Origin of the sequence: Streptomyces sp. NBC_01176 (assembly GCF_045039825.1) — a bacterium.
GTDB lineage: Bacteria > Actinomycetota > Actinomycetes > Streptomycetales > Streptomycetaceae > Streptomyces.
In genome coordinates this window covers 8830227-8843415 of record NZ_CP108600.1, presented here as the reverse complement: position 1 = coordinate 8843415, position 13189 = coordinate 8830227, and the positions used below count along the sequence as shown (strand labels likewise).

At 71.8% G+C, this 13189-nt stretch carries 11 protein-coding genes and 1 pseudogene; 6 read left to right on the top strand and 6 right to left on the bottom strand.

From position 1 onward, the window contains the following. The first annotated feature begins 81 nt into the window (after positions 1-81). The gene (locus tag OG199_RS38450) at positions 82-1065 is read left to right on the top strand and encodes an aminoglycoside phosphotransferase family protein (protein ID WP_356797802.1); all 984 of its coding nucleotides are present in this window, start codon (positions 82-84) and stop codon (positions 1063-1065) included. A gap of 154 nt (positions 1066-1219) precedes the next feature. On the opposite strand, the gene OG199_RS38445 is transcribed toward OG199_RS38450, so the two are convergent. Both OG199_RS38445 and OG199_RS38440 read right to left on the bottom strand, forming a co-directional pair. After that, positions 1220-2140: an NADP-dependent oxidoreductase gene (locus tag OG199_RS38445; RefSeq protein ID WP_356797804.1), complete on the bottom strand. Its 921-nt coding sequence runs from the start codon at positions 2138-2140 to the stop codon at positions 1220-1222. A gap of 150 nt (positions 2141-2290) precedes the next feature. Continuing rightward, the gene (locus tag OG199_RS38440) at positions 2291-2929 is read right to left on the bottom strand and encodes an HD domain-containing protein (RefSeq protein WP_356797899.1); all 639 of its coding nucleotides are present in this window, start codon (positions 2927-2929) and stop codon (positions 2291-2293) included. A gap of 136 nt (positions 2930-3065) precedes the next feature. Here OG199_RS38440 and OG199_RS38435 point away from each other — a divergent pair, with 136 nt between their 5' ends. Next, positions 3066-4031 carry a GlxA family transcriptional regulator gene (locus tag OG199_RS38435; RefSeq protein ID WP_405833478.1) on the top strand — a complete coding sequence of 322 codons (966 nt, stop codon included), beginning with the start codon at positions 3066-3068 and terminating at the stop codon, positions 4029-4031. A 193-nt stretch (positions 4032-4224) separates the two neighbouring features. Then, entirely contained in the window at positions 4225-5814 is a 1590-nt protein-coding gene (locus OG199_RS38430; RefSeq protein ID WP_356797808.1) for an alpha-amylase family glycosyl hydrolase, read from the top strand. 71 nt (positions 5815-5885) lie between these two features. On the opposite strand, the gene OG199_RS38425 is transcribed toward OG199_RS38430, so the two are convergent. The 4 genes from OG199_RS38425 to OG199_RS38410 all read right to left on the bottom strand — a co-directional run bounded on the left by OG199_RS38425 (position 5886) and on the right by OG199_RS38410 (position 9636). Then, positions 5886-7151 (bottom strand): RNA polymerase sigma factor, encoded by a 1266-nt coding sequence (locus tag OG199_RS38425; protein ID WP_356797810.1) that lies wholly within the window; start codon positions 7149-7151, stop codon positions 5886-5888. Next, positions 7148-7489, bottom strand: a complete 342-nt coding sequence (locus tag OG199_RS38420) for a YciI family protein (protein ID WP_356797811.1) — start codon at positions 7487-7489, stop codon at positions 7148-7150. Before OG199_RS38420 ends, OG199_RS38425 begins: the two co-directional genes overlap by 4 nt. Beyond that, positions 7486-8235 carry a nuclear transport factor 2 family protein gene (locus tag OG199_RS38415; RefSeq protein WP_356797813.1) on the bottom strand — a complete coding sequence of 250 codons (750 nt, stop codon included), beginning with the start codon at positions 8233-8235 and terminating at the stop codon, positions 7486-7488. Before OG199_RS38415 ends, OG199_RS38420 begins: the two co-directional genes overlap by 4 nt. A 147-nt stretch (positions 8236-8382) precedes the next feature. Beyond that, entirely contained in the window at positions 8383-9636 is a 1254-nt protein-coding gene (locus OG199_RS38410; protein ID WP_405833475.1) for a cytochrome P450, read from the bottom strand. 256 nt (positions 9637-9892) lie between these two features. On the opposite strand from OG199_RS38410, the gene OG199_RS38405 reads away from it, so the two are divergent. The 3 genes and pseudogenes from OG199_RS38405 to OG199_RS38395 all read left to right on the top strand — a co-directional run. Then, the gene (locus OG199_RS38405) at positions 9893-10750 is read left to right on the top strand and encodes a class I SAM-dependent methyltransferase (protein ID WP_401802230.1); all 858 of its coding nucleotides are present in this window, start codon (positions 9893-9895) and stop codon (positions 10748-10750) included. Positions 10751-11051: 301 nt separating this feature from the next. Continuing rightward, positions 11052-12194 (top strand): transcription termination factor Rho, encoded by a 1143-nt coding sequence (gene rho / locus OG199_RS38400; RefSeq protein WP_356797817.1) that lies wholly within the window; start codon positions 11052-11054, stop codon positions 12192-12194. Between the two features lie 100 nt (positions 12195-12294). Then, a pseudogene (locus OG199_RS38395) lies at positions 12295-13146 on the top strand (D-alanyl-D-alanine carboxypeptidase family protein); the annotation flags it as partial. Positions 13147-13189: the final 43 nt, after the last annotated feature.

Sequence of the window (13189 nt, the reverse complement as noted above, 5' to 3'; positions counted from 1 at the left end):
CCTCCAACAGCCCCTTCGGAGTGTCCTGATCCCTGCTCAACCCACCGACGCGGTGGTCAACCGACTCGGTAGGCTCCCCGCATGGTCGAGGACACGGGGCTGCCGCACGTCACTTCCGATTCGGACGATCAAGGCTGGGCGGCCACGCGTGCGTGGGTCGAGAAGCAGTTGCACGAAGGGGAGCGGGTCGAGGCTGCCGTGAGACTGCGCGGTGGCTGGACCTCGGAGATGCGTCGCCTCCACATCTCCGGCACCGGCGGCAGACGTCAGTTGGTGCTCCGGTCCTTCGTCGAACCCTTCTACCTGCGAGCCGCGCACGGCCTCCTCACGCGCGAAGCGCACGTCCTCACGCTGCTGAGGACCACCGACGTGCCCGCGGCCACCGTTTGGGCCGTCGACGCGACCGGAGAGCACTGCGACCACCCGTCGCTGCTGATGTCGATGCTGCCCGGCAGTGTCCGGCTGGAACAGGAACGGGCCGAGACACGTGCCGCACTCCTGGCCCGGCAATTGCTGAAGATCCACCGGGTACGGACCACCGGGCAGACGCGCCCCCGTTCCTACCAGGCATGGACCTCCCCCGAACGCGTCCGTCCGCCGACCGCCCCGGACCGTCCGGAGCTGTGGGAACGCGCGGTCGACGTGATTCGGCAAGCCCCGCCGGACTACGAGGGGTGCTTCCTGCACCGGGACTTTCACCCCGGCAACGTGCTGTTCAGCGGGCACGGTGAGGACCTGCGCGTCAGCGGCGTCGTGGACTGGGTCGAGACGTCCTGGGGGCCGGCCGATCTGGATGTCGCCCACTGCTCCACCGCGCTCGCCCTCCTTCACGGCCCCGACCTCGGCATGACGTTCGCCGACCTCTACGTCGCCGCGGGCGGCCGGTTGAGCAACGAGCCGGCCGCTCACCTGTACTGGAGACTGCTGGACGCCCTGGCCTTCGCGCCGGACGCCGAGAAGGTCGCCGGTCCCTGGAACGAGTTGGGGCGCACCGACCTGACTCCCCCGACTCTCACCGGACGTCTGGAGGATTACCTCGAGGCGCTGTTCCGACGGTACGGCTGAGTACCTCGTGATGGGAGGAGTCACCGACGAGGGAGGTGAACGGCGCCGACGCCGAGTGCTGTGGAGCTGTCCCGGTCCGTCCACCGTTTTCGCGGCGGACGGGTGACCGGTCCTCGTCGTCATCGGTCCTCGTCGTCATCGGTCCTCGTCGTCCTCACTCCTCGGCGACCCGGATGACGCTCCGGCCGGGAACGTGCCTCCCGGGGGCGAAGACGTCGGCTGCCTCGGCCAGTGGGCGCACCTCACCGATCCGTACGTCGAGTCTTCCGTCGCGGAGCCGCTGCGCGAGGTCGGTGAGGCGCGTGCGGTCGGGTTCCACGACGAAGAAGATCGCCCGTCCGTTCTCGGGCCGGACGGAAGGAGGCTGGGCGATCGTGACGAGGGTCCCGCCGTCGCGTACGAGTGCGGCCGAGCGGTCGAGGATGTCACCGCCGATCACGTCGAACACCACGTCGACCTGGCCGGCGTCCTCCAGTCGGTCGCTCTCGAGGTCCAGGAACGCGTGCGCGCCCAGCGTGAGGACGGTCTCCCGGGCGGCGGACCGGCCGGTACCGATGACGCGGGCGCCCGCTTCGTGTGCGAGCTGCACCGCGATCGAACCGACGCCGCCCGCCGCACCGTGGATCAGGACGGTCTGGCCGGTCGTGAGGCGAGCGTGGTCGAACAGACCCTGCCAGGCGGTCAGTCCGGAGATCGGCAGCGCGGCCGCCGACGTGTGCTCGACGTCGGCGGGCAGGGGGGCGAGATTGCGGGCCTCGACGGCGACGTACTCGGCCAGCGAGCCGTTGCGGGTCCAGTCGGTCAGTCCGAAGGCCCGCTGGCCGACGGTGAGGCCGGTGGTTCCGTATCCGAGCTCTGCCACGACGCCCGAGACCTCGTGTCCGGGCACGCTCGGGGTGCGGTCGCGGCCGGCGCGGTCGGTCCAGGTCGCGGGCCAGTCGAGCTCTCCGCGGGTGAATCCCGCGGCATGCACCCGCAGGATGACGTCGTTCTCGGCGGCGTGGGGATAGGGCAGGTCCGTCAAGGTCAGCCCACCGGCGGCGGCGTCGCGGTCTCGAACGGCGATGGCTTTCATCCATGTTCCCTTCTGGCTTCGGCGCCGGCTTCGGCGTCGGCTGCTGCGCTGGTTTCGACCCTGGTTCCGGTGAGCAGGCGTGTGTCGGTCACGTCGGCGGATCCTTCCCCGTACGCCGGTGTCATCGGTCTGCTCCAGGCTTCTTCGCATTCACTTCGGCCAGGGCGCGTCCATGATCCGCTCGACCATGGTCGAGCGCCGGAAGCCGGGTACGAAGTGTTCCAGCACGTCCGCGTTGATGGTCCCGTAGGTGGTGTCGGGACGATTCCTGAGCCCGTCGACGAATGCCTGCAGGAATTCCTTCTTGAATTCTCCGCGCGGATGGGCGGCGACGATCTCCTCCACCTGGCCGCCGTCCAGACCGTCCAGCCCCCAGCCGAGAGCGTCGGTGAGAACGCCGTAGTTCATGGCAGCCGTCTCCGGGCCCATACGGCCGGGAATTCCCGGCGTCGTGTGCAGCGCGATCGTCGTCCAGACGACCTCGGCCGCGCCGGCGGGGAATCCTCGGTCGAGCAGGAACTTACGCGCGTGGTCGGCTCCGTCGAGTTCGAAACGCTGCTCCTCGCCCGAGAACGGGGTCAAAAGGCCCGTGTCGTGAAACATCGCGGAGATGTAGAGCAGTTCCGGATCAGGATTGAGGCCGAGCTTCCGCGCGTGCAGGGAACCGAAGAGGAATACCCGCCGGGAGTGATGGAAGAGGAGTGGTCCTGTCGTCTCCCGGAGGAAATCGGTGGCTTCCGCCACTGCCGCGGTCTCGGGAATTTCCACCTCTGCGATGATGTCGTTCATGATGTCCACGCCTTCCGATGTGGTGGGTGACGAGTAGACGGTGCTTCCGCCTTCCACGATGCCGACCACCTGACCGCGGCCGCCGCATCGGGACGGCCATGAACCACTCGAATCCAGACACCTGAGGAACGGGACCGTGAGCCTCGCCCCGCACCGAGTCGTGATCCTCGTCTACGACGGGGTCAAACTGCTGGACGTCGCCGGCCCCGCGGAAGTGTTCGCGGAAGCGAATCGGCTGGGTACCGACTACCGCATCGCCCTGCTGTCGACGACCGGTGCCGACGTCGCCTCGTCGATCGGCATCCGTGTCGCCGTCGACGGCAGCCCCACCTCCGAGCCTGCCCCCGACACGTTCGTGATGCCAGGCGGGGACATCTATCCGAGAACACCCGTCACCCCCGATCTGGTCGAGGCCGCGGCGGATCTGGCGGTCCGGTCCGGTCGGGTGGCGTCCGTCTGCTCGGGGGCGTTCGTCCTCGGTGCCGCCGGCCTCCTGGACGGCAAGCGTGCGACCACCCACTGGAAGGTCGCGGGGGAACTCGCCGCCCGGTGCCCGAAGACCCGCGTCGAACCCGACTCCATCTACGTCCGCGACGGCACCACGTACACCTCCGCGGGCGTCAGCGCCGGCATCGACCTGGCGCTGGCCCTCGTCGAGGAGGACCACGGCCCCGACCTGAGCCGGGACGTCGCTCGCGCCCTGGTGGTCTATCTGCAACGGGCCGGTGGCCAGTCACAGTTCTCCGCTCCCCTTCAGGGCCCGCCGCCCCGGTCCCCGGCCCTTCGCAGCGTTGTCGACCTGGTGATGAGGGATCCCGGCGGGAACCACTCCCTCGACGAACTCGCCAGGCACCTCCATCTCAGCGCCCGCCATCTGACGCGGCTGTTCCGGGAGGAGATGTCCACGACACCGGCCCGGTACGTCGAGTCGATCCGGTTCGACATCGCGAAGGCTCTGCTCGACCAGGGACACACCGCGACACAGGCGGCGGCTCGGGCCGGATTTCCCAGTTACGAAAGTCTCCGGCGGGTCTTCGCCCGGGAGTTGTCCATCAGCCCGGCGGCCTACCAGCGCCGCTTCGGCACCGCCCGCCGCACATAGGACTCCCCACGAAACGGTCCCTCCGAGCCGGTCGGACCCGGGCCGCACCCGGTGGGCCGGTCCGGAGCGCGTTCCGGGTGCTCCGGGCGGTGCGCCACCTCGGTGGGTTCGGGTGAGGGCGAGGAGATGACGGCCGAACAGCCGGCGGCCCAGGGGCAGCGCTCGCCCGGTGCGCTGACCTAAGGTCCCCTTCATGACTTCGTTCCGTCCCGCCCCCGGCTGGCTGGCCGACGCCGTCTTCTACCAGATCTACCCGCAGTCCTTCGCCGATTCGAACGGCGACGGCATCGGTGACTTCGACGGGATCACCGAGCGCCTCGACCACCTCGCGTGGCTGGGCGTCAACACCGTGTGGCTCAACCCCTGCTTCGTGTCGCCGTTCCGCGACGCCGGATACGACGTCTCCGACTACCTGGCCGTGGCCCCTCGCTACGGTTCCGCCGACGACCTCGGCGCGCTGGTGGACGAGGCGGGCCGGCGCGGCATCCGGGTCCTGCTGGACCTGGTGGCCGGTCACACCTCCGACGAGCACCCGTGGTTCACGGCCGCCGCCGACGACCCGGCCGACGACCGCTACATCTGGGCGCCCGAGGGCCGCCCGGACGGCTTCGTCCCCTCCCCCGGCAGCCGCCCCGGCGCGTATCTCCCCAACTTCTTCGCCTTCCAGCCCGCCCTCAACTTCGGTTACGCGCGCGGGAATCCGGCGGAGCCCTGGCGCGGTCCGGTGGACGCCGAGGGCCCGCGCGCGAACCGGGCCGCCCTGCGCACGATCATGGACCACTGGCTGGGCCTCGGCCTGTCCGGCTTCCGTGTCGACATGGCCGCGTCGCTCGTCAAGGACGACCCCGGAAGACGCGAGACCGCCGCCGTCTGGGGCGAGTTGCGCCATTGGCTGGACGGCGCGCATCCGGACGCGGTGCTGCTCTCCGAGTGGGGCGAGCCGGAGGTGTCCGTCCCCGCGGGCTTCCACGCCGACTTCTTCCTGCAGTTCGGCGGCGACACCGACGGTCTCGCACTGCGGTCGCTGTGGAGCAACGGCGCGGGGACGGTCAACGAGGCCTGGGACCCGCTCGACTGCTTCTTCGACCCGAGTGGCCTGGGCTCGCCCGAGCCCTTCGTCGAAGCCTGGCGCCGGGCCTCCGGCACGCTCGGCGCGAGCGGCTTCATCTCGCTGCCCACCGCCAACCACGACTTCTCCCGCCTCAACTGCGGTCCCCGCACGGCCGAACAGCTCCCGGTCGCCTTCGCGTTCCAGCTCACCTGGCCGACGCTCCCGGCGATCTACTACGGCGACGAGATCGGCATGCGCTACGTCCCCGATCTGCCCGACAAGGAGGGCAGTGTGCTCGGCCCGCGCTACAACCGCGCGGGCTCGCGCACCCCCATGCAGTGGGACGACGGCCCGAACGCCGGCTTCTCCACCGCTCCGGCGGACCGGCTCTACCTCCCCCTCGACCCGTCACCGACCCGTCCCACCGTCGCCGCGCAGCGCGCCGACGAGACCTCGCTCCTGCACCTCGTACGCCGCCTCGTCGCCTTGCGCTCGGCCGCACCGGAGCTCGGCCCGGACGGCTCGGTGGAGGTGCTGCACGCCGGATACCCGTTCGTCTACCTGCGCGGCGGCCGCTATCTCGTGGTCGTCAATCCGGCCCGCGGCGGCGGGAGTTGCACGGTCGACGGTGTCGGTGCCGCCCGGCCGCTGGAGACCGCCGGAGTCCGCCTGGACGGCTCGTCCGTCACCGCCGACGGTTTCGCGTACGGGATCTTCGAGCTCGACGGGTGAGCCGTGGGCGGCCCGACCGGGCCCCGGCCGCACGGGGACCCGGTCGGGGGCGGAGCGCCGGCGCAGCGCGTCTACGCCGATCGGCACTCCGCGAGGCGCCTTTCCAGGAAGCGCCGCTCGGCCGCGTTCTCGACCAGTTCCAGTGCCCTGGCGTACGCCTCGGCCGCCTCCGCCGTACGCCCCGTCCTGCGCAGCAGGTCCGCCCGGGTGGCGGCCAGCAGGTGGTATCCGTCCAGCTCGCCCGTCCGCTCCAGCTCCGCCACCAGCGCCAGCCCGGCCGCGGGGCCCTCGGCCATGCCCACCGCCACCGCACGGTTGAGCCGTACCACCGCGGAGGGCACGAGACGCGCCAGCTCCCCGTACAGCGCGGCGATGTCGGCCCAGTCCGTCTCCTCGGCCGTCGCGGCGGTGGTGTGGCAGGCGGCGATGGCGGCCTGGATCTGGTAGGGCCCCGGACGCCCTCGGCGCAGGGCGGTCTCCAGCAGGGCGGCGCCCTCGTCGATCGCGGCCCGGTCCCATGCCGTTCGGTCCTGGTCCTCCAGCGTCACCAGTTCACCGGCCGCGTCCACCCGGGTGGCCCGGCGGGAGTCGTGCAGCAGCAACAGGGCCAGCAGGCCGAGCACTTCGGGTTCGTCGGGCATGAGCCGGGCCAGCACACGGGCCAGACGGATCGCCTCCGCGCAGAGGCTCGTGCGCACCAGATCCGCGCCGGACGTGGCGGCGTACCCCTCGTTGAAGAGCAGGTAGACCACGCCGAGGACGCCGGTGGTGCGCTCGGGCAGCAGATGCGCGGGCGGAACGCGGTACGGGATCCCGGCGTTGCGGATCTTCCGCTTGGCCCGCACCAGCCGCTGCGCCATCGTCGCCTCGGGAACGAGGAAGGCCCGGGCGATCTCGGGCGTGGTCAGCCCGGCCAGCGTCCGCAGGGTGAGGGCCACCCGGGCCTCGATGGGCAGCGCGGGGTGACAGCAGGTGAAGATCAGCCGCAGCCGGTCGTCCACCACACCGCCGTCCTCTTCGTGTTCCGGGTCGTACGGTCCCTCGTGCCGCGCCAGCACCGCCACCTCCCGCAGTCTCTCCGCGCCCACCGCCTCCCGGCGCAGCACGTCCAGGGCCCGATGGCGCGCGGTCGTGGTCAGCCAGGCGCCGGGGCGGCGCGGGACTCCGTCGCGCCGCCACCGGTCCAGGGCCTGGGCGAAGGCGTCCTGCGCGCACTCCTCGGCGAGGTCCCAGTCACCGGTCACCCTGATCAGGGTGGCGACGACCTGGCCCCATTCCTCGCGGAAGGCCGAGGCGACCGCCCTCTCGACGTCCCCCGCTCCAGGGTTCTCGTTCACTCCCAGACCGGCCGTACCTCCACCGATCCGCCGGCCAGTGCCGCCGGATGCCGGGACGCGAGGGCGATGGCCTCGTCGAGGTCGGCCACCTCGATGATGTCGATGCCCGCGACGTACTCCTTGGACTCCATGAACGGCCCGTCACTGAGCAGGACCTCGTCGCCCGAGACGCGGACGGTGGTGGCGTCGGTGGACGGCCGCAGGCGTGCGCCGCCCTTGACCAGGTCGCGGCTGCGCACCTCCTCGATGTAGGAGGTGAAGCGGGGGTCGTCGGCGATCTCCTCGGGGCTCAGCTCCTCGCCGCCGACGGGGGTGCAGATGAAAAGGACGTACTTCATGACCGGTCCTCCTCGTTCCTGGTGACGGCGGATGCGTCGCACGGGAGCGATGTGTGCTGGTGGACGATCCGCCAGCGGTCGCCGGCCAGGCGGTAGCCGGTGGTCACCCGCTCCGTGGTGTCCAGTTTCCCGCCGTCGGCGAGCGCGGCGCGTGTCCGTACGAGCGCGTGGCCGAACGCGATGCTCTCGTCGACCCGGATCCGGAGGTCGAGCACCTCGCGCCCGACCGGCCCGGCCACCGTCGAGAACCAGAGCTCCACCGCCTTGCGCAGGGCCCCGACCCCGCGCCCTTCCATACCGCTGACGGGATGGAAGACCTCGACGTCCGGCGCGTAGCAGGCCATCGCCCGGTCGACGTCGTGGTCGCGGACGGCGGCGGTCAGTTCCGCGTCGAGCCGGCGGATCTCCCCCTCGGCGTCCTCGTCCTCCCAGAACGCGCGGACCTCCATGGCCCCGACGGACGCGACGGGGTGCTTGGCGGCCGCCTCGACGGCCTCCTCCAGGGTGGCGCACTCCAGGATGTCGTATCCGGCGACGTACTCCTTCGTCTCCGCGAACGGTCCGTCGGTGCGCAGCACCTCTCCGTCACGCACCCGTACGGTGACCGCGTCGGCGGGCAGGCGCAGGCGGTGTCCGTGCAGCCGTACGCCGCGTTCGGCGCTCAGCTCCTCGACCCAGGGTTCTACGGGGGCCATGCCGGAGGCGTCGGCGGTGTCGTCACCGCAGACCAGCAGCATGTACTTCATGGTTCCTCCCGGTGCTCAAGAGCTTCCTACACCCCACCGACGAACGGGAGCGCGCCGAATCGACAGGCCTCGCACATCTTTCGTGGACGGCGGGCGGCACACGTCGTCCGGCGGGGAGGCCCCGATCAGCCGTGGCAGGTCGCCCGATCAGCCGCGAGCGGCTCCGAGCCGCACCGGAAGCGCCCGCACGCTGTTGCCGACGAAGCTGGAGTGGCGGACGAGCGCGCTCTCGGGCAGGGCGGGTTCGAGATCGGGGAAGCGGGCGAACAGCCGCTCCAGCGCGATCGTCGCCTCCATCCGCGCGAGCGGGGCGCCCAGACAGTAGTGGGCGCCGTGTCCGAGGGAGAGATGGCGGACGGCGTCGGGCCGGGCCGGCCGGGTGACGTCGAAGCGGTCGGCGTCCGGACCGTGCGCCGCCGGGTCCCGTCCCGCCGCCGAGTACCCGGCGAGCACCGGAGTACCCCGGGGGATCACCGTCCCGTCGACCGTGAGGTCCCGGACCGGATAGCGGAAGGGGAAGTAGCTGACGGGCGCGTCCCAGCGCAGTGTCTCCTCGACCACGTCCGCCCAGCTCGCCTCGCCCTCGAGGACCATCCGCAGCTGATCCCGGTGACCGCACAGCGCCCGTACGGCGTTGGTGAGGAGGTTGAGCGTGGTCTCGTGCCCGGCGATGATCATCAGCACCAGGGTGCCGATGAGTTCCTCCTGGCTGAGCCGGCCGCCGTCCTCGTCGTGGGCCGCGATCAGCGCGCTGGTGAGGTCGTCGCCCGGCCGCTCGCCCCGGGCGGCGGCCACGGCCGTCAGCACGGCCACCAGTTCACGGTTGGCCGCGAGGGCCTTCTCGGGGCCGATGTCCGTGGCGACGACCTGGTTCGACAGCTGGTGCAGCCGTTCGCGGTGCTCGGCGTCGACCCCGAGCAGTTCGCCGATGACTCCCATCGGCAGCGGCATCGCGAAGTGCCGCCGCAGATCGGCGACGCCGCCGTCCCGACCGGCCGCCCGGTCCAGGTCGTCCAGCAGCTCGGCCGTCAACTCCTCGACCCGGGGCCGTAGTTCTTCCACCCGTCGTGCGGTGAACGCCTTGCTCACCAGTGACCGCAGCCGCCGGTGGTCGTCGCCGTCCGCGGTCGTCATCCCCCGCACGGTGGCGAAGGTCGCCAGCGGCCAGCCCGGCGCGATCCGGCCCTCCCGCAGCGCGGTGAAGTGCGCGGCGCCCTTGGCGACTTCGGAGTGCGCGAGGAAGTCCCTCAGGGCCTCGTGGCCGAGCACCGCCACGCCTTCCACTTCGCCGGGCAGCACGACCGCCGCGACGGCGCCCCGTTCCAGGAGCCGCGCGTTGTCGGCGTGCGGGCAGCCGCCGGCCGGGTCCAAACGGTGCGGTGTGCGGGGCGAGGTGTCCACCGGTTCTCCTGACCACGACGGGGGGACGGATGCCGCACGACGTGCGGTTCCGCGCAGATCGTACGGTCAACGGGAGTCATCCGAGGGCCTGTTGGGCCGCCTCTTCCGGCCATCATGCTGCGCCTCGGCCGGGGTGTCGGACCATTCCCGCCATACGGCCGGCGTCCGGCCGAGGCCCGCGTCCTCACCCACGGACGGTTCCGGCGACGCGGCGTTCCTCCCACCGTCCGCCGTCCGCGCACGGTTGGATGGGTCCATGACCGACGAGCCCATGCCCGACGAGCACACCCGGATGATGCGGGCCAACCAGGCGAACTGGGACGCAAGGACCCCCGTCCACGTCGCCAGCCGCTTCTACGGGCTGCACGAGAGGCTCGACCCCGCCCGCTGGTTCGCCGCCTTCGAGTGGGAGGACCTCGGCGAGCTGTCCGGCCGCGATCTGCTCCATCTCCAGTGCCACCTGGGCACCGAGACGATCGCCTTCGCCGAGCGGGGCGCACGCGCCGTGGGGCTCGACATCTCCGAGGCCTCCGTGACGGCCGCGGCCGGCATCGCCGCCCGGGCGGGCGCGGACGTCGCCTACGTACGGGCCAACGTGTACGACGCCGTCGAGGCCCTGGAGGGGCGGCGGTTCGACGTGATCTACACCGGCAAGGGCGCTCTGTGCTACCTGCCCGACCTGGACCGCTGGGCCGCGGTGATCTCCCGACTGCTGCGCCCGGAGGGGCGGTTGTACATCGCCGAGTTCCACCCGCTGCTCAACTCGCTGGGGCCCAAGCCGGCGCCGGGCGACGACGGCCGACTGCTGCTGCGCCACGACTACCTGAGCGGCCGCGACGCCGTGCACCGGGACGCCACCTACACCTACACCGACGGACCCGCCGTGCAGGGGTCGACCGACAGCTACGAGTGGATGCACGGCCTGGGCGACGTCGTCAACGCGCTGATCGGGGCGGGGTTCGGTATCCGGCGGCTGCGGGAGAGCGACGAGCTGCCCTGGCCGCGCTGGCCGCAGATGACCCGTACGCCGTCCGGCTGGTGGCGGCTGCCGGAGAGCGAGCCACGCATCCCGCTGCTCTACGGCCTGCTCGCCGGACACCGGAACGCGGACTGAGGTGCGCCGAAGCGCCCTGAGGCAGAGCTCACAGCGACATCCGGCCGCCAGGTGGTACAGTGCGTACAGCACTTGTGTACGCCCCGTCCCGGGCGCCGGTGCCGATCTTCCTTCTCCTCGCTGACCCGCCCGTCGCATCCGACCGGCCGTCAGCTTCCTCGTATCACCTTCCGAGCGCGCACAGGCGTGGCTCCTCGGGTGGTCTCCCCCGCCGTACGGAGGCGTGAGCACGCCGCCTCCCCCGGCACCTCCCTCCCTTCCTCATGACCTCATGAACCCGTCCTCGAAAGGACCCCCTCTCATGACCACCACCCTCGAACACCCTCCCGTACGGCAGCAACTCCCGGCCCGCACCGCCGGTGTCCTCGACATCGCCCCGGGCGGCCAGGGATACCTGCGCGGCGCCGGGACCTGCCTGCCCACCTCGGCCGACGTCCAGGTGTCCGCCGCGCTGATCCGCCGTCACGGCCTGCGCAAGGGCGACACCGTCGAAGGCGTACGCGGCGGCCCCCGCGCCCTCACCGAGATCGAACGGATCAACGGCCGGGCACCCGAGGAGCTGCGGCGCCGCCCCCACTTCCGCGACCTCACCCCGCTGCACCCCCGCGACCGGCTCCGCCTGGAACACCCGGCCAGCGGTATGGCCGGACGCGTCATGGACCTCGTCTCGCCCGTCGGCAAGGGCCAGCGCGGCCTGATCGTCGCCCCGCCCAAGACGGGCAAGACGGTGCTGCTCCAGCAGATCGCCGCCGCCGTCGCGGGCAACCATCCCGAATGCCGTCTGATGGTCGTCCTGCTCGACGAGCGGCCCGAAGAGGTGACCGACATGCGGCGCTCCGTCCGGGGCGAGGTCTACGCCTCGACCTTCGACCAGACGCCGAAGCAGCACATCGCCCTCGCGGAGCTCGTCGTCGAACGGGCCAAGCGGCTCGTCGAACAGGGCGAGGACGTCGTCATCCTGATGGACTCCCTCACCCGGCTGTGCCGGGCCCACAACAACGCGGCCGCCGCCGGTGGCCGCACCCTCAGCGGCGGCGTCGACGCGGCCGCGCTGCACGGCCCCAAGAAGCTCTTCGGCGCCGCGCGACTCGCCGAGGAGGGCGGCTCGCTCACCATCCTGGCCACCGCCCTCGTCGAGACGGGCTCCCGCGCCGACGACTTCTTCTTCGAGGAGCTCAAGGGCACCGGCAACATGGAGCTCCGCCTGGACCGCCTCACGGCGTCCCGGCGGATCTTCCCGGCCGTCGACGTCACCCCGTCCGGCACCCGCCGCGAGGAACTCCTGCTGGCCTCGAACGAGTTGTCGGCCGTGCGAGGCCTGCGACGCGCCCTGCAGACCCGGGACCCCCAGGCCGCCCTGGAGACCCTCCTGGAGCGGATGCGCGCCACCCCGGACAACGCGGCCTTCCTGCGTCAGGTCCAGCCCACGCTTCCCACGGCCTGACCCCCTCCCGGCCCCGTCCGCGTGCGGCATCCGGGTGCTCGATCCGCGCGCTCGGGCCCGGCGTCCCCGCGCAGGGCGACTCCGTTCCTACGTTTGCGGTATGACTATCGGATCCGCACCCTGGGCTGCCGTCTCTCGCGCCGCCGTCTCCTGCTCCGTCGTCTGCGTGGTCGGCGCGCTGGCCCTCGCCCCGAGCCCGGCCCTGGCACGCTCGGGCTCCGGCCAGAGCCCCGCTCCGGGCCACTCCAGCCCCAAACCCTCGGGAGCGCCGTCACTCCAGGGACCCGGAACCCGGGTACTGCCACGGGCCGGGGCGCCCGCGGTCCCCGACGTCTCCGCGCTTTCGTGGCTGGTGGCCGACGCCCGGACCGGTGACGTGCTCGCGGGGCACAACGCGCATCGCGAACTCGCGCCCGCCAGCACCCTCAAGACCCTGTTCGCGCTCACCGTGCTCCCGACGCTGCCCGGCACCACCCGGCACACCGTCAAAGGCGCGGAGCTGGCGGGCATCGGTGAAGGCAGCAGCCTGGTGGGCGTCACCGCCGGGCACACCTACCGGGTCGCCGACCTGTGGCGCGGTGTCTTCCTCCACTCCGGCAACGACGCCGTGCACGTGCTGGCGGCGATGAACGGCGGCTGGGCGAAGACCGCCGCACAGATGCAGGCCAAGGCCCGCGAGCTGGGCGCCCGCGACACGTACGTCGTCTCGCCCGACGGCTACGACACGCCCGGTCAGGTCTCGTCGGCGTACGACCTCGCGGTCTTCGGACGGGCCGGGCTGCTCAACCGGGAGTTCGCGCAGTACTGCTCGACCGCCGAGGCCACCTTCCCCGGAAACGACTTCCCGTACCGGATCGAGAACACCAACCGGCTGCTGACCGGTGCCGACGGGGTGGAGCCGTACCCGGGACTGCTCGGGGTCAAGAACGGCTACACCACCAAGGCGGGCAACACGCTCGTCGCCGCCGCGCGGCACGGCGACCGCACCCTCGTGG

Coding starts and splice junctions, on each gene's coding strand:
- OG199_RS38420 (WP_356797811.1), bottom strand. CDS start 7,489: ATGAAGTACGTCCTTTTCATCTGCACCCCCGTCGGCGGCGAGGAGCTG.
- OG199_RS38405 (WP_401802230.1), top strand. CDS start 9,893: ATGACCGACGAGCCCATGCCCGACGAGCACACCCGGATGATGCGGGCC.
- OG199_RS38450 (WP_356797802.1), top strand. CDS start 82: ATGGTCGAGGACACGGGGCTGCCGCACGTCACTTCCGATTCGGACGAT.
- OG199_RS38440 (WP_356797899.1), bottom strand. CDS start 2,929: ATGAACGACATCATCGCAGAGGTGGAAATTCCCGAGACCGCGGCAGTG.
- OG199_RS38415 (WP_356797813.1), bottom strand. CDS start 8,235: ATGAAGTACATGCTGCTGGTCTGCGGTGACGACACCGCCGACGCCTCC.
- OG199_RS38445 (WP_356797804.1), bottom strand. CDS start 2,140: ATGAAAGCCATCGCCGTTCGAGACCGCGACGCCGCCGCCGGTGGGCTG.
- OG199_RS38430 (WP_356797808.1), top strand. CDS start 4,225: ATGACTTCGTTCCGTCCCGCCCCCGGCTGGCTGGCCGACGCCGTCTTC.
- rho (WP_356797817.1), top strand. CDS start 11,052: ATGACCACCACCCTCGAACACCCTCCCGTACGGCAGCAACTCCCGGCC.